The sequence below is a fragment of the Nocardioides gansuensis genome, from assembly GCF_003076135.1.
In the GTDB taxonomy this organism is placed as follows: Bacteria; Actinomycetota; Actinomycetes; order Propionibacteriales; family Nocardioidaceae; genus Nocardioides; species Nocardioides gansuensis.
Window position 1 is genome coordinate 71242 of record NZ_QDGZ01000006.1, and the last position, 18635, is coordinate 89876.

23 protein-coding genes are annotated in these 18635 nt (G+C 70.6%); 12 read left to right on the plus strand and 11 right to left on the minus strand.

The features are described from left to right. Positions 1–93 precede the first annotated feature (93 nt). The 4 genes from DDE18_RS14320 to DDE18_RS14330 all read right to left on the minus strand — a co-directional run bounded on the left by DDE18_RS14320 (position 94) and on the right by DDE18_RS14330 (position 4129). A complete protein-coding gene (locus tag DDE18_RS14320) occupies positions 94–1611 on the minus strand; it encodes a hypothetical protein (protein ID WP_211754561.1) in 1518 nt (505 codons plus the stop codon). A gap of 260 nt (positions 1612–1871) precedes the next feature. Then, positions 1872–2387, minus strand: coding sequence for a pyridoxal-phosphate dependent enzyme (locus tag DDE18_RS24035; protein ID WP_281258382.1), 516 nt, complete (start codon positions 2385–2387; stop codon positions 1872–1874). Next, positions 2357–2890 carry a pyridoxal-phosphate dependent enzyme gene (locus DDE18_RS24040; protein ID WP_281258383.1) on the minus strand — a complete coding sequence of 178 codons (534 nt, stop codon included), beginning with the start codon at positions 2888–2890 and terminating at the stop codon, positions 2357–2359. The genes DDE18_RS24035 and DDE18_RS24040 overlap by 31 nt, the downstream gene beginning before the upstream one ends. A 273-nt stretch (positions 2891–3163) precedes the next feature. Continuing rightward, entirely contained in the window at positions 3164–4129 is a 966-nt protein-coding gene (locus DDE18_RS14330) for a Gfo/Idh/MocA family protein (protein ID WP_165821171.1), read from the minus strand. 407 nt (positions 4130–4536) lie between these two features. On the opposite strand from DDE18_RS14330, the gene DDE18_RS14335 reads away from it, so the two are divergent. Both DDE18_RS14335 and DDE18_RS14340 read left to right on the plus strand, forming a co-directional pair. Beyond that, positions 4537–4977 (plus strand): VOC family protein, encoded by a 441-nt coding sequence (locus tag DDE18_RS14335; RefSeq protein ID WP_116572957.1) that lies wholly within the window; start codon positions 4537–4539, stop codon positions 4975–4977. 245 nt (positions 4978–5222) lie between these two features. After that, positions 5223–5504, plus strand: a complete 282-nt coding sequence (locus tag DDE18_RS14340; protein WP_116572958.1) for a putative quinol monooxygenase — start codon at positions 5223–5225, stop codon at positions 5502–5504. Positions 5505–5599: 95 nt separating this feature from the next. Here DDE18_RS14340 and DDE18_RS14345 read toward each other — a convergent pair whose 3' ends face one another. Next, positions 5600–6028 (minus strand): SRPBCC family protein, encoded by a 429-nt coding sequence (locus tag DDE18_RS14345; protein ID WP_116572959.1) that lies wholly within the window; start codon positions 6026–6028, stop codon positions 5600–5602. Between the two features lie 279 nt (positions 6029–6307). Between DDE18_RS14345 and DDE18_RS14350 the strand changes: the two genes are divergently transcribed. Beyond that, positions 6308–6586, plus strand: a complete 279-nt coding sequence (locus tag DDE18_RS14350; RefSeq protein WP_116572960.1) for an HU family DNA-binding protein — start codon at positions 6308–6310, stop codon at positions 6584–6586. A gap of 47 nt (positions 6587–6633) precedes the next feature. On the opposite strand, the gene DDE18_RS14355 is transcribed toward DDE18_RS14350, so the two are convergent. After that, positions 6634–7068 carry a Fur family transcriptional regulator gene (locus DDE18_RS14355; protein WP_245916715.1) on the minus strand — a complete coding sequence of 145 codons (435 nt, stop codon included), beginning with the start codon at positions 7066–7068 and terminating at the stop codon, positions 6634–6636. Between the two features lie 141 nt (positions 7069–7209). Here DDE18_RS14355 and DDE18_RS14360 point away from each other — a divergent pair, with 141 nt between their 5' ends. Genes DDE18_RS14360 through DDE18_RS14370 form a run of 3 tightly spaced genes read left to right on the plus strand, consistent with a single transcriptional unit; the run spans position 7210 to position 9366 of the window. Beyond that, positions 7210–8208, plus strand: coding sequence for a permease (locus DDE18_RS14360; protein ID WP_116572962.1), 999 nt, complete (start codon positions 7210–7212; stop codon positions 8206–8208). Next, positions 8193–8882, plus strand: a complete 690-nt coding sequence (locus tag DDE18_RS14365) for a TIGR03943 family putative permease subunit (RefSeq protein WP_116572963.1) — start codon at positions 8193–8195, stop codon at positions 8880–8882. The genes DDE18_RS14360 and DDE18_RS14365 overlap by 16 nt, the downstream gene beginning before the upstream one ends. Next, entirely contained in the window at positions 8875–9366 is a 492-nt protein-coding gene (locus DDE18_RS14370; RefSeq protein ID WP_133241228.1) for a hypothetical protein, read from the plus strand. Before DDE18_RS14365 ends, DDE18_RS14370 begins: the two co-directional genes overlap by 8 nt. Here the strand turns inward: DDE18_RS14370 and DDE18_RS14375 are convergent. Beyond that, positions 9363–10427 (minus strand): CobW family GTP-binding protein, encoded by a 1065-nt coding sequence (locus DDE18_RS14375; protein WP_116572965.1) that lies wholly within the window; start codon positions 10425–10427, stop codon positions 9363–9365. The genes DDE18_RS14370 and DDE18_RS14375 overlap by 4 nt on opposite strands. 322 nt (positions 10428–10749) lie before the next feature. Here DDE18_RS14375 and DDE18_RS14380 point away from each other — a divergent pair, with 322 nt between their 5' ends. Next, positions 10750–12282 carry a CAP domain-containing protein gene (locus DDE18_RS14380; protein WP_116572966.1) on the plus strand — a complete coding sequence of 511 codons (1533 nt, stop codon included), beginning with the start codon at positions 10750–10752 and terminating at the stop codon, positions 12280–12282. A gap of 22 nt (positions 12283–12304) precedes the next feature. Here the strand turns inward: DDE18_RS14380 and DDE18_RS14385 are convergent, their stop codons facing one another. The 4 genes from DDE18_RS14385 to DDE18_RS14400 form a co-directional block, all read right to left on the minus strand. Beyond that, positions 12305–12928, minus strand: coding sequence for a VC0807 family protein (locus DDE18_RS14385; RefSeq protein WP_165821172.1), 624 nt, complete (start codon positions 12926–12928; stop codon positions 12305–12307). Positions 12929–13090: 162 nt separating this feature from the next. After that, positions 13091–13852, minus strand: a complete 762-nt coding sequence (locus DDE18_RS14390; protein WP_116573228.1) for an alpha/beta hydrolase family protein — start codon at positions 13850–13852, stop codon at positions 13091–13093. 63 nt (positions 13853–13915) lie between these two features. Next, on the minus strand, positions 13916–14407 hold the full coding sequence (bfr, locus tag DDE18_RS14395; RefSeq protein WP_116572968.1) for a bacterioferritin: 492 nt from the start codon (positions 14405–14407) through the stop codon (positions 13916–13918). After that, entirely contained in the window at positions 14394–14657 is a 264-nt protein-coding gene (locus DDE18_RS14400; protein ID WP_342748950.1) for a (2Fe-2S)-binding protein, read from the minus strand. Before DDE18_RS14400 ends, bfr begins: the two co-directional genes overlap by 14 nt. Positions 14658–14747: 90 nt before the next feature. On the opposite strand from DDE18_RS14400, the gene DDE18_RS14405 reads away from it, so the two are divergent. From DDE18_RS14405 to DDE18_RS14425, 5 genes are all read left to right on the plus strand, one after another. Further along, positions 14748–15446 (plus strand): spermidine synthase, encoded by a 699-nt coding sequence (locus DDE18_RS14405; RefSeq protein WP_116572969.1) that lies wholly within the window; start codon positions 14748–14750, stop codon positions 15444–15446. 151 nt (positions 15447–15597) lie between these two features. After that, positions 15598–16092 (plus strand): hypothetical protein, encoded by a 495-nt coding sequence (locus DDE18_RS14410; protein ID WP_133241229.1) that lies wholly within the window; start codon positions 15598–15600, stop codon positions 16090–16092. A 37-nt stretch (positions 16093–16129) separates the two neighbouring features. Further along, entirely contained in the window at positions 16130–17245 is a 1116-nt protein-coding gene (locus DDE18_RS14415) for an amidohydrolase family protein (protein WP_165821173.1), read from the plus strand. Between the two features lie 77 nt (positions 17246–17322). Next, positions 17323–17874 (plus strand): hypothetical protein, encoded by a 552-nt coding sequence (locus tag DDE18_RS14420; RefSeq protein WP_116572972.1) that lies wholly within the window; start codon positions 17323–17325, stop codon positions 17872–17874. A 75-nt stretch (positions 17875–17949) separates the two neighbouring features. Continuing rightward, entirely contained in the window at positions 17950–18633 is a 684-nt protein-coding gene (locus DDE18_RS14425; RefSeq protein ID WP_116572973.1) for a YcnI family copper-binding membrane protein, read from the plus strand. The last annotated feature ends 2 nt before the right edge of the window (positions 18634–18635 follow it).

The window sequence follows — 18635 nt, forward strand, 5'->3', positions numbered from 1 at the left end:
TGCCGCTGGGACCCGGGTGCCCCACCACCACGGCGATCAGATCCCGCCCAACCTCCACGATCGTCTCGGCCGGCAGCGGCCCGTCTATTCCAGTCACAAGCGCTGATCGCTCTGCAGGGCCGGCGTCCGGTGTCCGTTCGACTGAACGAGGTCCTCGTTCGTCGAGCGGTATGCGTCCCCAGCTACGGTGCCAGAGCGGGCTTCCCGCGCGCTTGCGGTGTGGTGCTCCGGTGCGCTCATCTGCTGCTCCGCCGCTGCGCCGACCTGCTCGGCTCCGTCCTGAGAGGAGTAGTCGGTCGACGCCAAGGCTGCAGGCACGGTGGCGTCGAGTTCAGGCGGTGCGACATGTGCGGGACGGAGCCTCGGCGGTGCAGCAGACCACGCTCTCAGCGTCCCCAGCACCTCGCCGTAGAAGCCGTCGACTGCGGTTAGCACGGAGTCGATGAACGACCCTCGACCCCGGCCGCGCTTTGTGCCGAGGGGGCTGCTCACCGCGAGCCTAAACGAGCGCAACTCCTTGGTCGGGTCAAGAATCAGGCTGGCCGGGTTCTCGCGGACGTTGGATAGCAGCTCGGCAGCCTGCGAGCCGCGGGCATGCGCGACGAAAGCCTCCACTCTGGTTCCGTCTGGCGCGTTCTTCAGCTGACGCACCAGCCAGTTCACCCGGGTCGTGGCGCGTCCTTCGCGGGGCGCTTCCACGTCGACGTGGCAAGTGACCTTCCCGGCGCGCAGGTCCGCTGTCACTACCAGATGCCCGACGGTGTCAGGGATGCGGATGGCCCCTGAGAGCTGGCCGGTCGTACACAGCGACTGCGCCAGAGCCTGGGCCCGCACCACCGGGTCGGCAGCCTCCTTCCGGGACAGGAGGGGAATGACCTCGGTGCTGAGCTGGCGGCCGAGTTGCAGGCTGGCAAACCGCAGCAGTGCGTCGAACCGCGCCACGACCTCTGCGATGCCCCTGTCCGAGGTGCGCAGGGCGTCCGCGGCGACCTGATCGCGTACGCCGACCCAGGCTTCCCCCATGTCATCGAACTCCAGCGCCCCGGACTTGCGATGCTCGAGGTAGCGGATGAGTTCGCAGAGAATCCAGGCTTGCTCAGGGTCCGCGACGCCGCGGAACTCCTTCTGCATGACTGCCTCGGCGAGCACCTGGGACCACGACAGGTGGTGGAGGGCGACCTTCTTGAGCTTCCGTTTGTCGACCTTGGTGGGATGCTGACCGGCTACTGCGGGGATCTCGTTCGAGATGGTGATGACGGCGTCGTAGCCGTTCTCCCGGGCGATGTCGAGGTAGTTCTCCAACTGTTCGGCCACTAGCTGGTTCGGGCCGGTCTTCACCTCCACCAGTGCGGTCCAGGATTTCGAACCGCGGGACACCCGGATGAGTCCGTCGGGGTACAGCCGCCTCTCGCCAGGGGTGAACGGCACCTCGATGAAGCACTCCAAAGTGCCGGCGGGGGCCCCGAAGGGCTGGACAATCCCACGGCCGAACTCCTTGACCGCCGAGAGTACGGCGAGAAGTGCGGACGTTGCGCGGCGCTCCTGCTCTTCGGCGCCATTGATCCCCGAAGTCGGGATGAGGCGTGCCTCGTGCCAGGTCTCCTCGGCCATGAGTGTCCCCCGTCTATCGCATCGCAAGGCTCGCCGCTTGCCGGCCAGGTCGGCCGTCCAGGCGACGGGAGCGAAAGCGACGCTTGTTCGCGGCGAATCTGTGGCCGAAGTCGTGTGCCGCGCCTGCCGTCGCACTTGCGTCTTACCGCCGCCATAGCCTCGCAGGGCTGCCGATGGGCGCGCGACCCTCCCATTCTCCGGTCCTCGACAGCCGCGGGCTGCCGGTTTGGCCACCTCGACGTAAGGCAACTGCGACCGGGTTAGGGCCAGAGCGAGTGGTAGGCGTTCAGGGCCTGTTGGCCACCGAGGTGCGCATACAGCACCGTTGAGGCGTTTGAGATTTCGCCGCTGGAGACGAGGTCGATGAGCCCGGCAAGCGACTTCCCCTCGTAGACCGGGTCTGTGATCATCGCCTCGAGCTCGGCGCCGAGCCGCATCGCCTCCATGGTGGAGTCGACCGGGATTCCGTAACGGTCACCCGCCCAGCCCTCGAGCACCTGGATCTCGTCGTCTCGCAGGTCGCGCCGCAGTTCGATCAACTCGGCAGTGTGCCGGGCGATCCGGGCAACCTGGTCGGTGGTCCGTGCGAGTGTCGCCGAGGCATCAATGCCGAGCACACGGCGTCGCACGCCAGTGAGTTCCTCCAGGGCAGCAAACCCCGCGATCATCCCGGCGTGCGTCGAACCCGTGACCGTGCAGACCACAATGGTGTCGAAATGCACGCCGAGCGCAGTCTCCTGCTCGGCTAGCTCGAATGCCCAGTTGGCGAAGCCCAAACCACCGAGGCGGTGTTCACTCGCCCCCGCAGGAATGGGATACGGCTTGCCCCCCTCTCTTCGACTTCACGCAGCGCGTCCTTCCACGACGTGCGAATGCCGATGTCGAACCCGGACGGGTCGAGCCTGATGTCGGCCCCCATCATGCGCGAAAGGAGGATGTTGCCCACTCTGTCGTTCACTGGGTCGTCCCACGGGACCCACTTCTCCTGTACGAGACACGCCTTGAGCCCGAGATGGGCCGCCACAGCCGCCACCTGCCGCGTGTGATTCGACTGAACGCCGCCGATCGACACGAGCGTGTCGGCGCCGCTCGCTAGCACGTCGGGGACGATGTATTCCAACTTGCGAATCTTGTTGCCCCCGTACGCCAGACCACTGCTGACGTCCTCACGCTTGGCCCACACATCGGCGCCACCGAGGTGAGCAGTCAGGCGGGCCAATCGGTGGACCGGACTCGGCCCAAACGTCAACGAGTGCCGGGGAAAATCGTGCAGCTTCATCAGTAGGGCCTCTCTCGGCGAGGATGCCAACCCGGTCACTTTCACGCGAGCGGTTGCAGTGACACTTGAAGGTGGAAACCGTCCTCGCCAACCAGAGTCCGCAAAATTCACGGACACGGTATCTGACTCATCACCAGGTAGGCAGTGGACTTCGCGAGGGACGCGTTGTCCTCGCGCCTCATCCCGCCGCCCTTTCGGCGCACGACTCTGGGGTGTTCGTGGCCGAGTCGGCCGGCATGTCCTGGCTGCGTCAAGCAGTCGGACGTCGGGACGTCATGGGGCCTGGGAAGTGGAGGACCAGGACACGAGCGCCTCCGCCGGCTTGCGTGCGGCGGCTTCTAGAAGTCTGGCGATCGTCGTGGCGAGATCCACGCTCAACCGGTGGTCCGCCGGGTTGTCCCGAAGAGCGCGATAGAGGCCCAGGTAGTGCGCGGCCTTCCGGCCCGCGGATCCGGTATAGCCGAGGTGGTCCACGGCGCCCCCTGAACTGAGAACCAGGGCCGTCATGGACGTGTGGTCGATTCGTACCTCGACGCCGGCGTCGTCGAACCGGATCGCGGTCTGCTTGCTGGTGTCTGCGGCCAGCCAGTTCGATGACAGGACGGTAACGCCGCCGTCGTGGTCGAGCGTTGTCATGGCGCGATCGACCTCGTCACTGTGTGCGACGACGTGCCATCCGGTGGCGAATGCCGCCGCGACGCTGAGCTGGTTGGGTCCAGAATCCACCCAAGTGCTGACGTAGCTGGCTCGCTGCTGCTCCGACAGCCCCGAGTACGCATCATTGAAAACACAGAGGATCTGGGACGGCTTGCCCCAGCCGGGATTCTGCTGCACCACCGTCCTCGCCCACTCGACCTCGGGGGAGAAGGCGAAGTGGTGAGCAACTCGAACGCGTGAGGCGATGCGGTCGCGACCATGCGACTGCTCAAGCTGTCTGATCCCCGAGGCGGTGGTTACCAGAGGCTTCTCGCTGAGGATCATCGCATCGCAACGTTCGAGCAGGTCGGAGACGATTTCGAGGTGCGTGTTGGTAGGAGTCGCCACGACCACCAGGTCCGGTTCGATTCCCGCCGCGAACGCCTCATCCAGGTCACGAAAGAGCGGGACGACGTCCTTCTGAGCGGGACTCGGATCCACGCCGCCGACAATCTCGATGCCCGCGTCTGAGGCCAGGACCTCCCGGTGCGTGCGCGCAATGGTCCCAAGACCGACGAGCAGCACTTTTTGACGACCGCTCAATCGAGTCTCCATCCCTCTTCGACGAACCGGGCTCGGCCGGGCAAGCCTAAGCGTTGCGAGACGGTGGTCGGTCGAATCCTCTCGTCGAGCGCCGACGCGGCCACCCGATGCCTCGCGGAGCCAGACGAGCACCAACCCGCAGCGGAACGTGGCGCGTCCCTGCGGAGTGTGGGACTCCGCCGCCAAAAGATCACCGATCCGGGCCTGCGCGGCGTCGAAACTGAGTCGGAGGTTGCTGACAAGCCAGCCCTCGCCCAGTGCGTCATTCCGCCGCGATGGTGACTCCACCGCTTGGGTGACCGGTCGGGTTTACATGATTCCAAGACTGCGGCTGCAGGCATGTCGAGAATGCTTCGGCAGCTTCGTCCTTGGACCAAAGACCAGACAAGCACTGGAGGATGGAAGACATGTCTCACATCAGGCACTTCGACCACGTCGGAATCACCGTCGCCGACCTCGACTCGGTGACGGCGTTCTTCGCCGACCTCGGTCTCGAGGTCGAGGGCCGCACGTTCGTGGAGGGCGAGTTCATCGACACGGTCATCGGCATTCCGGACTCGCGGACCGAGATCGTCATGCTACGGCCGCCCGACGGAGGAGCCGGGGTCGAGCTCGCGAGCTTCGTCAGGCCCGACCACGAGCCCGGATCGCCCACCGCGATGGCCAACGAGCTGGGTCTGCGTAGCATCTGCTTCGAGGTCGACGACCTCCAGGGGGCCGTCGACGGCCTGGCTGCGAACGGATACGGACTGGTCGGCGGGATCGGTCAGCACGAGAACACCTGGCGGATGGCCCATGTGCGCGGGCCGGAGGGAATCGTCGTCTCGCTGACCGAGCGGATCGCCTGACGCAGAGTCGACCGCTGTCTGTGCGTCGTTCCACCGCGGGTGGCCGGCAACGGCTGACCGACCGGACTGCCGATGACAAGGCACGTCGGCTTCGTCAACGGTTTCGCACATGCGAAGTCACGACCTGGCCGCACACGCACATAGTCGCTCAGCGGGTCCTCGATACCTTGGGACGTGGACACGAATCGCCGTGACCTCAACCCTGACGGACCGCGCTCGGCGCAGCGAACGAGGAGTGGAGACGCATGGCGATCAAGTCAATCGTCGAGATGAAGGCGAAGCCCGGAAGACGGGACGAACTGTTGGGCACGCTGCAGCAGATGTCACCCGGCGATGTGCCGGGCTTCATCGCCGCCGAGCACTGCCGCAGCATCGAGGATGAAGACACCGTCATCGGCATCTACGACTGGAAGTCGAACGAGGGGCGTGTGGCCTGGTCACAGTCGCTCCATCCCGGCCCGCGGGATCAGTTGACGGACTTGCTCGCAGCGCCCATGCGCATCGTCCTGGCAGAGCACATCGAATAGACACGACGGCAAGGCGAGCGGTCGTGCCGATGAGAGGTCGTGGACGTCAGAAGCCGCATCGCCCGCTCCAGGGCCACGTGGATCGCAGGGTTCGTCTAGGTGGCCGGGGTCTCCGCGGCCCTCTTGATCGAGGCGGCCTCCGTCTCGACGTACCGCTTGGTCAGCGACCGCGTCATCAGCCAGCCGATCCCGGACAGCGGACCGGACACGGTCACGGCCAGGGTGAGCCGGCTCCCGTCGGGGTGCGGCTCGACGAAGTGCGCGGCGGTGACGGTGACGCCGGGTGAGCTCGACTCCCAGGTGTACGACGACCCGTCGGCCAGCTCGGTGACCGTCCATACCGCTGGGGGCAGCCGGGGCTGCCGCAACCAGGTGCGGGAGCCGACGGCCAGCGGTCCGGGGTCGAGACGCTCCACGGCATCGACCGTCGGGATCCGCTCGGGCCAGCGCTCGACGTCGACGACCACGGCCCAGACCCGCTCGGGCGGGGCCGCGATGGTGACGGTGTGCCGCAGGCCGGGCATGCGCTGAGTCTACGAGCCGACGACCGGACTGGTAGCGGGCTGCACCCGCCCTCTCATCAGCGTGAGGCGTTCTGCGTCAACAAGTTGGGGTGGGGTCCCTGGCTCGGCGTCGGTCCCTGCATAGCGGTAACGGAGCTGGGTGCTCGGCAGCGTGTGATCGGGTTGTGTCGACGACGGGCCGGGCCTGTAAGGAGAATGATTCTCACTATGGCATAGTCGACGGCGCCCGCCCACGTGGGGGGACCGCATCACAGACGCATCAACACCTAGGAGACGTGCATGAACCGCAAGGAACTCGTCGAGACCGTGGCCCGGGAGGCCGGCCTGACCGCGGCCCAGGCCACCGCGGCCGTCGCCGCCGTGCTGGATGGCGTGGTCACCTCGGTCGCGCGGGGCGAGAAGGTGAACCTGCCGGGCTTCGGCACGTTCGAGCTGCGCCACCGGGCGGCTCGCTCGGGCCGCAACCCGCAGACCGGGGAGGCCATGGAGATCGCGGCGAGCGATGCGCCGGCCTTCAAGCCGGCCGCGGCCTTCAAGCAGGCGGTCGCGGACCGCTGAGACGACCGGGGAGGGCGGCGGTCGGCAGGGCCGCCGCCTGCGGAGAGCTAGCGCGAACGGCGCCGGCAGTCCGCGCAGGTGCCGAACAGCTCCACCGTGTGGCTGACCTCGCTGAACCCGTGCTTGTCGGCGACCTCAGCGGTCCAGCGCTCGACCGCCGGTCCCTCCACCTCGACGGCCTTGCCGCACGAGCGACAGACCAGGTGGTGGTGATGCGTCTCGCCGCACTGCCGGTAGACCGCCTCGCCGGCGTCGGTCCTCAGCACGTCGGCCGACCCCGACTCCACCAGCGACTGGAGAGCCCGGTAGACGGTCGCCAGCCCCACAGAGGCGCCGCCCTGGCGCATCGCAGCGTGGATGTCCTGGGCGCTGCGGAAGTCGTCACGCCGCGCGAGCTCGTCGCGGACTGCCTGGAACTGTCGCGTCGTACGCTCGCGGGCGGCGGGACGCGCGGACGCGCCCGCGTCGGAGGCTGCCGCCACTGGACCTCGCTCACCTCGGGGGAATCCCAAGGTACCGCGGGACGGCGAGTGGATCGTGTCGGTGTCCGATGCCATCCTGTGCCCCGGGTCATCTCGTGGCCCGGCAACCGCTCACCGCTGGCCCAGGGGGACTGACCGACGATGACGACCACGACCGCTGAGACGCGCTCGACGGGCCGCGGCGACTGGCAGGGCTGGCTGGTCGTCGGCCTGCTGCTGCTCGCCGTACCAGCCGAGAGGCTGCTGGGCGACCTGCTCGCGGCGTCGGCGTTCCAGACCTGGGCGACGGTCTTCCTGGCCGTGGTGGTGCAGTCGATCCCGTTCCTCGTGCTCGGCATCGTGCTGTCCGGGCTCATCTCCGTGCTGCTGTCGGAGCGGCTGGTCGCGCGGGTGATGCCGAAGCGCACCGCGCTGGCCGTGCCGTTCGCGGGCCTCGCCGGCGTCGCCCTGCCCACGTGCGAGTGCGCGGTGGTGCCGGTGGCCAACGGGCTGACCCGCCGTGGGCTGCCCCCGGCCGTCGCGCTGACCTTCATGCTGGCGGCGCCGGCGGTCAACCCGGCCGTCATCGTCTCGACCGCGGTCGCCTTCGGTGGACGGGTCGACATGGTTGCCGCCCGGTTCGTCGCGTCGCTGCTCACCGCGATGGTGATCGGCTGGATCTACGTGTGGGCCGCCGCCCGCTTCCCGGCGCTGAAGCTGCCGACCCTGCGCGACCGGCTGCACCACCACGACGGCGAGTCCCGGTGGGAGCGGTTCCTCGCCGCGGCGTGGCACGACTTCCTGCCCGCGGCGGCCTTCCTGGTGCTCGGCGCGATGATCGCCGCCGCCATCAACGTGCTCGTGCCGGTGCAATGGGTCGAGGCCGTTGCCGGCCACCCGTTCCTGGCGGTGCTCGCGCTCACCGTCTTCGCCTTCGTCATCGCCCTGTGCAGCGAGGCCGACGCCTTCGTCGCGGTCAGCCTGACCGCCTTTTCCGACACCGCCAAGCTGGTCTTCCTCGTGGTCGGCCCGGCGATGGACATCAAGCTCGCGGCGATGGAGGCCGGCCAGTTCGGCCGGGCCTTCGCCGTCCAGTTCGTGCCGCTCGTGCTGGTCGTCGCCGCGACGACCGCCTGCCTCGTCGCATGGGTGATCCTGTGAACCGCGCCGGCCAGTCCATGGTGCTCACCGTGCTCGGCGCCGTCGCGCTGCGGATCGCGTGGACCGACGAATACGCCCGCTACGTCAACGCGTGGATGCGTTGGCCGCTCTTCGTCAGCGGCCTGCTGCTCGTCGGGCTCGCGCTCACGTCGCTGCTGTCGTCGAAGGAGAACGACGACCACCCGACCACCCACGTCGCCTGGCTGCTGCTCCTGCCCGTCGCCATCGCGTTCGTGGTCCAGCCGCCGGCGCTCGGGTCGTACGTCGCGGAGCGGCGCTCCAACGAGGTCGCGCCCGCGGCGTACGAGGAAGCCGCCGTCGCGCCGCTGCCCGAGGGCGACGTCATCGACCTGCCGGTCTCCGGCTTCGTCGCCCGCGCCACCATGGAGGGCGGCGGGCTCGAGGGCCGCCCCGTGCGGCTGACCGGGTTCGTCACCCACGACAAGCAGGGCGGCTGGTACGTCACCCGGCTCACCATGTTCTGCTGTGCCGCCGACGTCTCCGCCTTCAAGGTGCGCGTCGACGGCGCCGAGGCGCCGGCCAAGGACACCTGGGTCCGCGTCACCGGCACCTGGGTCGACGGCACCGGCATCGACCCCGAGGCCGGAGCGACACCGGCCGTCACCGCCTCGGAGGTCACGCCGAGCAAGGCGCCCACGTTCACCTATGAGTGAGCCCGTCGGGCGCGCTCGGGTGGTGCGGGTGTCGCTGCTCCTGCTGATGGTGGTCGGGATCGCGGTCGTGCTGCTCCTGCGCCCCGACGGCACCGGGTCGCCGTCGTCGGAGCCCTCGCCCTCGTCGTCCTCGCCGACGCCCACCGAGACCGTGTCGCCGCCGACCGCGAGGAGGCCGCCGGGGGAGCGGGCCTTCTGCGCCGGTTTCGTGTCCCTCGCCGATGCCCAGGCCCGGTACGCCGACGACCCGGCCGCGCAGGGCGCCGCACTCGAGGAAGCAGCGGACCGGATGGTGGGCCTCGGCGTCCCCGAGTCGATGCCCCCTGCGGCCGGGGGCGGCTACTACACGTTGCTCAACGGGATCTACTCCTCGCTGGGCAAGGCGCTCGACCCCGCCGCCGTGCCCGGCGCCCTGCCGGGTGAGCAGCTGCCCGACTCGGGCGCCGCGTTCTCGGCGTACCTCGCTCAAGCCTGTCCGGCCTAGGCGACCCGGCGGATCGGCCCGAGCCACGGCTCGAAGCCGTCCTCGGCCACCTGCCAGCCGGTCGTCTCGTCGGAGCGGAGCAGGAGGTCGCCGAAGCCGGGTCGCAGCTGAGGCGGGGCGACACCGACGCCGGTGACGACGATCCGGGTGAACGGGGCGCGGGAGCCCCAGGTGCCGCAGGCGCCGACGCTCAGCTGGCCGCCGGCGCCGTCCCAGTGGAGCACCCGGTCGGGGCGGCTCGGCAGCCAGAAGCAGCCGCGGGAACGGTGGGCGCCGGTGCCGAGCACGTCGAGCGACTCCAGCAGCCGCTCGGGGTGGAAGGGCCGCTCCGAGCGCAGGTCGACCTGCCAGACCCCCTCGGCCATGACGCGGGGGAGCCGTCCGGTGCGGGCAGGCTCGGTCCAGGCCGCGGTGGCGGCGTGCTGGTGGAGGCGGTCGGTGAGGAGGGCGGACTCGAGGGAGCTGGGGCCCTCGACGACGAGGACTCCGGGCCGGGCCAGGGCCTCGACGAGTCCGCGCGCGACCGGGTCGGCCGGCCCGTCGAGCACCACGACGTCGGCGTGCTCGACCATCGAGCCGAGCACCTCGCCGACACCGCGCCGGTCCTCGTGGGAGCTGTGCAGGCCGCGCTCGGCCAGGAGGTCGTCGCCGAGCAGGTCGCGGACCGGGTGGGCGGCGCCCATCGCGGTCACCACCGCCGAGATGCGCAGGAAGCGCGCCAGCCGGGTGTCCAGCGAGATCACCGCGCACAGGTGCGCGGGCGCCGCGCCGACCGGGAGGTGGGCGACGATGCTCTGCCACCGGCCCTCGCGGGCCAGGCGCTCCAGGGTCGGCACGATGTCCTCGCGGATCGCGCAGGAGACACAGGCGTGCTCGAGCTCGACCTCGTGCTGCTCCAGCACGCCGGTCACGTCGCTGACGGTGCGGGTGAGCAGCTGGCGCTCGACGTCGATGTGGTGGCGCACCGCGACCGTGCCTGGCAGGTCGAACTGCAGCCCCACCGTCGTCGCCGCCATCGCGTGGGGGTCCACGCCCGCCAGCAGGACCACCGGCACCCTCATCGGCCGAGCCTCCCGTCGGTCCTGCGGTGCTCAGGCAGTGGTGCGTGCGTCATGCGGCCTCCCGTAGTTGTAATGAGAATCGTTCTCAACCCTGGCAGAGAGTATCCGTTCGCGCCACTGGGGGAGGGGTCTCGATACGGGCTCGCTTCGCTTCGCCCTGCTCGACCACCGAGGCCGAGGCCAGGGTCGAATGCCCCACCGACGTCAGGTTCTGGGGAAGGAGTGACGCCTGATCACTTCGGGCCATTGACCGGGGAACGATCGGTTGGGCTTCCGTCGAGCGCCTGCGAACGTCCGTGGCGGCGCTCTACGGTCCACGGTCATGGTCCTCTTGAGGGTGACGGCCGGCATGGCGGCAACGGCGTTGACGTGGTCTCTCCTTGCCACAGGCGCAGTCGCCGCACCTGATGTCGACCCTCGGAATGCTCCGTCCACGCTGTCGCGGAACACCGACCGTCAGCAGGTCGTCGACGACTACTACGGCGTGCTGGTCCCGGCCACCGAGGCGCCGTTCTCGTGGAACGGCTCGGTGGCGTCGTGCGACCCGGGCGCTCCGACAGCCGCTGAGCAGGGACCGACACTCGCGGCAGTCAACTACATGCGCAACCTCGCTGGGCTGGCTCCCGTCACCTTCTCGCCGGAGCTGTCGGCCCGCGCCCTCAAGGCCGCCCTGATCATGCAGGCGAGCAAGACCCTCACGCACGACCCGACGTCGAGCATGGCCTGCTACACGAAGGACGGCGCTTCGGCGGCCGGCCAGTCCAACCTCGCCTCGGGCGTCACCGCGGCGCGGGCCGTCCTCGCCTACATGGTGGATCCGGGGGCCCTCAACACCATCGCATCGCACCGCCGCTGGATCCTCCACCCGCCGACCCGCGTCATGGGGAGCGGGTCGACCACCTCGATCAACGCGCTGACGGTGTTCGGCTCCGGTGTCACCGTGGACAAGGCGCCCACCGCTCCCGAGTGGATCACCTGGCCGACCGCCGGCTACTTCCCGGCTCCGCTGGAGCCGGACGGACGCTGGTCCCTCCAGGCCTCCAGGTCCGACACCGACCTGCGCGGGGCGGTCGTCTCCGTGACCGGACCGGGCGGGCCGGTCCCGATCGCGAACACGGCGACGGAGCGCGCCTGGGTCGTGTGGGACCTCGCCACGGCTCCCGCTCATTCCTCGTCCGACCAGCACTACACCGTGACGATCTCAGGGGCGAAGCGCGACCGGAAGCGCCTCGCGCCGTTCTCCTACACGGTCACGCTCGCTGCCATGGAGGTCCGGAACCTCGCGCTGCCCCAGGTCCAGGGACAGCACGCGGTCGGGCAGACCCTCTCGGTCACGCCAGGGTCCTGGGCCCCGGCGTCGCCGTCGCTGGCCTACCAGTGGCGCCGCAACGGGGTCGCCATCCCCGGCGAGGTGCTGAGCACCTACGAGTTCACGGCCGAAGACGTCGGGGGCGACCTCGATGTCCTCGTGACCGCGTCGCGGCCGCGACACGTGACGACCAGCGTGTCGACGAGTGGCACCGCAGCGCCCGAGACGCTGGCCCAGCCGCCGGCGAGTGAGACGGAGCAGAGCCCGCGCGATGCGGTGCTCGTACGCCGGGGGGTCAAGGTCGTCGGCAGGCCCGTCGTGGGCGGCCGGCTGCGCGCCAAGGGCGCCCGCTTCGACCCCGGTAGCGTGCGGCTGCGCTACTCCTGGGAGCGCAACGGCCGGACCATCAAGGGTGCGAGGAAGTCGACCTACCGTCTGCGCGCCAAGGACCGGGGCAAGCGACTCCGCGCCGTCGTGACGGCCACGAAGGCGGGGTATGCGCCGCTGACGGTCCGCAGCACTGTCAGTCGGAGGGTGCGCGGCTGAGGGGAGGTCTCGACTTCGCTCGTCAGGCGCGCGTTGCAGCCACGACCACCGGGTGGGGCGAACCCAGTAGCCCCTCCTTGCGGGCGACCCGGGCGGCCAGCCCGATGGTCGCGAAGGCGGCGACCACGTTGATCGCCAGCATGGCGATGCTCTTCACCAGCACGAACGTCTCGAGCGACTGCGACTGCAGCAGCCACAGGGTCAGCGTCGCCTTCGCGAGCCCGAGCACTGCCCAGAGGGCCGTCAGGTGCCAGAAGAGACGCCGGACCCGCGGCCGTGACGCCAGCTCCTGGTCCATCGGGTAGAAGTCACCCGCGAGCCGCGCCACCAACGGGCGGGTGCTGGCGAGCGAGAGCAGGAACAACGCGGCGACGACGCCGTCGCTGATGACCGGCTGGAGGAAGTAGAGCCACGTGCTGTCCGCCACGGCAGAGAGTGCGGTCCGGCCGGTCAAGAGGATCGCGGCGAGGATGAGCAGGCCCGAGGCGCGCCGCCTGGTCACCGCGCGCCACGCGATCGCGCCGTACGACCACACGAGGGCCGCGACGATCGCGGTCCACACGCCGGCGAGCACGAAGAAGGCGTAGAAGACCACCGCGGGGATCACCACGGCGATCAGCAGGCTGAGCGAGACCCGATGGATCACGGCCGCCAGACTCGGGCGGTGCGGCGGAGAAGCCAAGGGAGCCGGTCCTGCCGGCCGTCGGACAGCCGGGCGTGAGTGTCGATCGCCGCGAAATGACGACGTGTGCTCGGCGTCTGCGGGTTCCTCGGCTGCTTCAGTGTACGCGGCCGCGCGCCGCGGGGGTCAAACTCCCGCCAGGTAGGGGTCGGCCCACGCGCTGATGATGCGGGCCGCCCGCTTGGCCTGGTTGCGGCCGGTGAGCAGGTGGTCGGCGCCCTCGAGGGACACGAAGCTGCGCGGGTGCCGCGCCGCCCGGAAGATCTCGCTCGCGTTCGCGATGCCCACCGTGTTGTCGGTCGGCGAGTGCATGACCAGCAGGGCTCGGCGCAGCGTACGGATCTCCTCATGGAGGTCCGCTGCGCGCACGTCCTCGATGAAGTGCCGACGCAGGGTGAGCGCCTTCCCGCCGATGAGGAAGGGCGCCTCGCCGTCGGAGAGGATCCGCTCGACGAGGGCGTCGTAGTTGTGCTCGACGTGCTCCGGTTCGTACGGCGCGCCGATGCTCACCACGGCGCGCACCGTGTCGACCTCGTGGGCTGCGGCGATGACGGCGGCCCCGCCGAAGGAGTGGCCGACCAGGAGGCGGACCTCACGGCCGGCTTCGTTCATGAAGCGCGCCGCCTGCACGGTGTCGGCGACCTTGTGCGAGAAGGACCCGTCGCCCCAGTCGCCCTCGGAGTCGCCGAGCCCGAGGTTGTCGAACCGCAGCATCCCGACGCCCTCGCTGGCCAGCTGCTTGCAGATCCGGCTGGCGGCAGGGCAGTCCTTGCCCAGGGTGAAGCCGTGGGAGAACACGCCCCAACCCCGGATGGGACCAGCGGGGTGGTCGATGAGACCGGCAAGACGCGGGCCGCTCGTGCTGGGGAACCAGACCCGCTCGCTCACGTCGCACATCCTCGCAGAGCCGTGAGGGCTGGGATCCCCGCGTCCACCGCGCGGGCCGCGGCGTCAGCCCTCGGGGCCCTCGCCCGCGGCGATGTGCTGCGCGAGGTACTGCGGGGCGCCCACCCGCTCGATCGCGTCGAGCTGGCTCTCGAACCAGTCGGCGTGGCGCTCCTCGTCGCGGACCATCTCCTCGAAGACGGCTGCCGTGCCGTGGTCGCCGAGGTCGTGGCACTCCTGGGCGGCGGCATTGAACTGCTCCACCGCGGCCTTCTCGCTGGCCAGAGCCAGGGCGAGCATCTCCTCGGCGGTCTCGCCGACGGTGATGGCGTTGAGCTTCTGCAGGTTGGGATGGCCGTCGAACATGAGGATCCGGTTGATCAGGTCGTCGGCGTCCTTCATCTCGTCGATCGACAGGTCGTAGAACACCTTGCCGAGGCGCGCGAAGCCCCAGTTGTCGAGCATGCGCGCATGCAGGAAGTAGGTGTTGGTGACGGTGAGCTCGAAGGTGAGCGCGTCGTTGAGCAGCTCGACGATCCGGGGATTAACTGGCTGCACCGTCCACCTCCAGGAGTTCGCGATCCTGCGCCTGATGCTGGCACACAAGTGCCTTCACCGTGAAGATGCAGGACCCGCAATCCTGGGCGGCTCCGGTCGAACGGCAGACGGCCCCCACCGTGCGGGCACCCTGCGCGACGGCAGTGTGTACGTCGCGGTCGCTGACGACCGCGCAGTGGCAGACGATCACGGGGGACTCCGGAGCCGAGGTGGTTAGGTGAGGCAAGCCTAACCTCATCTGGTCCTGCATGTCACGGTGTCTCGGCTCACTCACTCTTGCCCCCGCTCAGAGGAGGCAAGAGTGAGTCCGGCCGATTCCCGCCACTAGAGTCGAGCCGCCATGAGCGGCGACCTCTACATCCTTACCCGGGACGACATGCAGCAGTCCGCGGTCGACCTCGAGGATCCGCGTCGGCTGGTGTTCGACTACGTCCGGCGCATCGGTGACGTGGTCGACGCGCTGCCGCCCGGGCCGCTGCGCGTGCTGCACGTCGGTGGGGCCGCGATGACGCTGCCGCGCTACGTGTGGGCGACGCGGCCGCGCTCGTCGCAGATCGTGCTCGAGCCGTCTGTGGAGATCATCGAGCAGGTCCGCGCGGAGGCGCCGCTTCCGGCCCGGAGCGGCATCAGGGTGCGGCCAGTGGACGGGCGGAACGGGATCGGGGACGTCCGCGACGGCTCGCAGGACCTCGTGATCCTCGACGCGTTCGCCGGCGGGGTCGTCCCCGAGGAGCTCACCTCGGGCGACTTCGTCGCGGAGGTGCACCGGGTGCTCGGTCCGGGTGGCGTGTTCGTCGCCAACCTGGTCGACAAGCCGCCCTTTCCCAGGATCCGCTCGTTCGTGGCGGCCGCGCGCGAGATCGGGGCCATGGCCGTCGGTGCCGAGCCCGCGACCCTCAAGGGCCGTCGGGCCGGCAACCTGATCGTGGTGTCCGGCGAGCTGCCGGAGGCGCCGTTCGGGAGTCCCTCGCCGCTGGAGTACCGCGTTTTCGAGGGTCGCGCGGTCGCCGATGCGTTCGGGGGGGCGAAGCCGGCGTGAGCACCGGCAGCATCGCTCCAGGTCGTGCCATGGTGTGAAGGTGCGCGATCCCGAGGGCGCCCCACCGCAGCAGCCGGCAGAGACCCTGCAGGTTGGACCGTCCCGGCCGCCGTTGTCCGACAGGCTGCCCTCCCGGTGGCGGATGCCGCTCGTGGCGTTGGGTGCTCTCGTGCTCGGCGCCGCCGCCGGCGCAGGCGCTGTGCTGTGGTCGCAGGACCAACCGGAGCGGGCGCCGTTCCGCGGGGATGAGCACGCCGTCGAGCTGATGCTCCTCGACGTGGCGCCGGGTCGCACGCCGGAGGGCTCGGCGTCCGCAAGCACGCTGGAGATCGAGGCAGGGCTGCTCCTGTCCGGTGTGGTGACGTCCACCGTCGTGGGGATCGACCCGCCGCGCGGCGGGTTGGAGGTCCGCGCTCCGGCCCTGCCCGTCACCGTGTCGCCCAGGGCCCGGTACCAGTCGATCGAGCTCGAGCTCGTCATCGACGACTGCGAGGCGGCCACCGGATGGACCCCGGGGGACCGGTCCTTCACGATCACCTGGCGGGACGAGCACGGCCGGGTCCACCTCGACCGGGCGGGCGACTTCGACCCGGCCACGGGTCGCGCGCTGGCCCGGCACGTCCATGCTCTGTGCGAGGACGAGTAGCCAGGCGACCGCGGCGCCGGGTGGGTACCGCCCGGCCATGTACGCCGACCACCTGCTGCTGCCGTGGCTCCACTGCCTGCTCGGCGAGCTGCCGGACGTCCGGGTCTACGACGCGCACACCCACGTCGGTGAGCACGACCCGAGCAGCTTCACCGCCCGGGTGGACGAGCTCCTGGAGTCGCTGGACGCCGTACCGGCGAAGGCGGCCGTCTTCCCCCTGGCCGAGCCGGACGGCTACCGCGCGGCGAACCTCGCCTGCGCCGAGGCGGCGGCTCGCAGCGACGGCAGGCTCGTGGCGTTCGTCCGCCTGACGCCGGCCGAGGTCGGGCAGGGGCTCCTGGAGGAGGGGCTCGCCGCGGGGGCTCGGGGGATCAAGCTGCACCTGACGAGCGACGAGTTCGACCTGGACGACTCCCGGCTCGAGGCCGTCTACGAGGTCGCCGACCAGCGGAGGCTCCCGGTGGTCGTGCACGCCGGTCCGGAGGGGGAGTCGATCGGCGGGACCGCCCTGGAGATCTGCTCGCGCTGGCCGGGGCTCCGGCTGGTGCTCGCGCACTGCGCCCTGTCGGACCTCGGCACCCTGTGGCGCCGAGTCGCCGAGGCGCCCAACCTGTTCTTCGACACGGCGTGGTGGGCTCCGGCGCACCTGCTGGCGCTCTTCCGGCTCGTCCCGCCGGGCCGGATCCTCAACGCCAGCGACCTGCCCTACGGCACCCCGGTGTCCCGCACCATGGCCACGGCACGCTGTGCCTACCAGGCCGGACTCGACCGGACCCAGCTCGTGTCGGTCCTCGGCGGGCAGTTCGCCCGACTGGTCGACGGTGCCGATGCCCTCGACCTGGGCCCACCGCCCTCGGGCGAGCGCCGCGTGCCGGGCCCCGTCCTGGAGATCCTGTCCTCGACGCTCCTCACTGCCCAGGAGGCGATGCAGCGAGGCCTCGAGCCGGGCGTCCCGCTCGACGTCGCCCGGCACGCCTGCCGGGTGCCCGACGACGACCCCGATGCACCGGTCGTCGCCTCGGTGCGGCGGCTCCTCGACCTCTACGAGGAGCACCACGAAGGCCTTCCGCGACGCAACCAGTTCACCCCCGGCCGGGACCTCTTCGCCGCGGCCGCGGTCGTGGCGCGTACGCCGGCGGCGCCGCTGCCCTGACGGGTCACCCTGGGCGGCCGTCGGGGTTCTGGGGGACTTCCGCCTCGTCGCGCCGGGCGGTCAGGGAGGATGATCCGGTGATCACCGTGCCGCGCCCCCGCCCCCGGGCGATGCCGCGTGCGGCGCTGGCGACGGCCGAGATCATGACCGGGGTGACACTGGCCCACACCTCGGCGGGTGGGGCCTTGCCCGACCTGCCGTGGCTCGTCGCGCTGGCGGGAGTGGTGTTCGCGGCTTCCGTGCCCGTGGTGACCGGCCGCGCGTCGCTGCCCTGGATGCTCGCCGGCGTGGGGACCGCCCAGCTCGGCATCCACGTCCTGCTCACGCTGATGGACCCGGCCCAGGACCACGCGGGCCACGTGCACCACGCGAACGCGGCGGGGGCACCCCTCGAGCTGAGCTGGCAGATGGCCGCCGCCCACGCGGCCAGCGCCCTGATCACCGCGGCCGTCTGGCGGCTGCGCCGGCGGCTCGCCGAACTCGTCCTGGCAGTGCCGGGGGCCACGCTGTCGCTGCCGGACTGCGCCCGGCCCCCCGGCGTACGACGCTCGCCGCAGGCGCACGCCCCCCGGCTGTGGCTGGCGGGTGCCCCTCGCCGCGGTCCGCCGGCGCAGCTGCGCTGCGCCTGACCACCTGGCACGTCTGGGAGCTCGGGCGTGGCTGAGGCCTACCCGGAACCGAACTCCAGACAGGACACAAGCACCATGCACATCCGACGTCTCCTGGCGCCCCCGGCCGCTGCCGGCGTGGTCGTCCTCGCGCTCGCCGCCCCCGCCGGCGCGCACGTCACCATCACCCCGGACACCACCGCCGCGGGCGCCTACGCCGTACTCACCGTGAGCGTGCCCCACGGCTGCGAGGGCTCGCCGACCAGGAAGGTCGCGATCCAGATCCCCGAGGAGATCCTCGCCGTCACGCCCACCCGCAACGCGCTGTGGCAGGCGGCCAAGGAGAAGGAGCAGCTCGCCGAGCCGGTCACCGACGCGCACGGCAACGAGATCACCGAGCGGGACGCGGTCGTCGTCTACACGACGAGGAAGCCGCTGCCCGACGGCTACCGCGACGCCTTCGAGCTCTCCGTCCAGCTGCCCGACGCGGAGGGCGAGACGCTGGCGTTCCCGGCGATCCAGACCTGCACCCGGGGCGAGACCGCCTGGACCGAGGTCGCCGCGGAGGGACAGGACCCGCACGCCCTCGAGCATCCCGCGCCGACGGTGACGATCACCGCCGCCGAGGGCGAGGGCCACGAGGAGGCCGCCGAGGGCGAGACCGAGCCGAGCACGGGGTCCGAGGGGAGCGGCACCCTGGGTGCCGTCGGCCTCGGTGCCGGCGTGCTCGGCCTGCTCGCCGGTGGTGCCGCGCTCGTCCAGGTGCGCCGTCGCGGCTGACG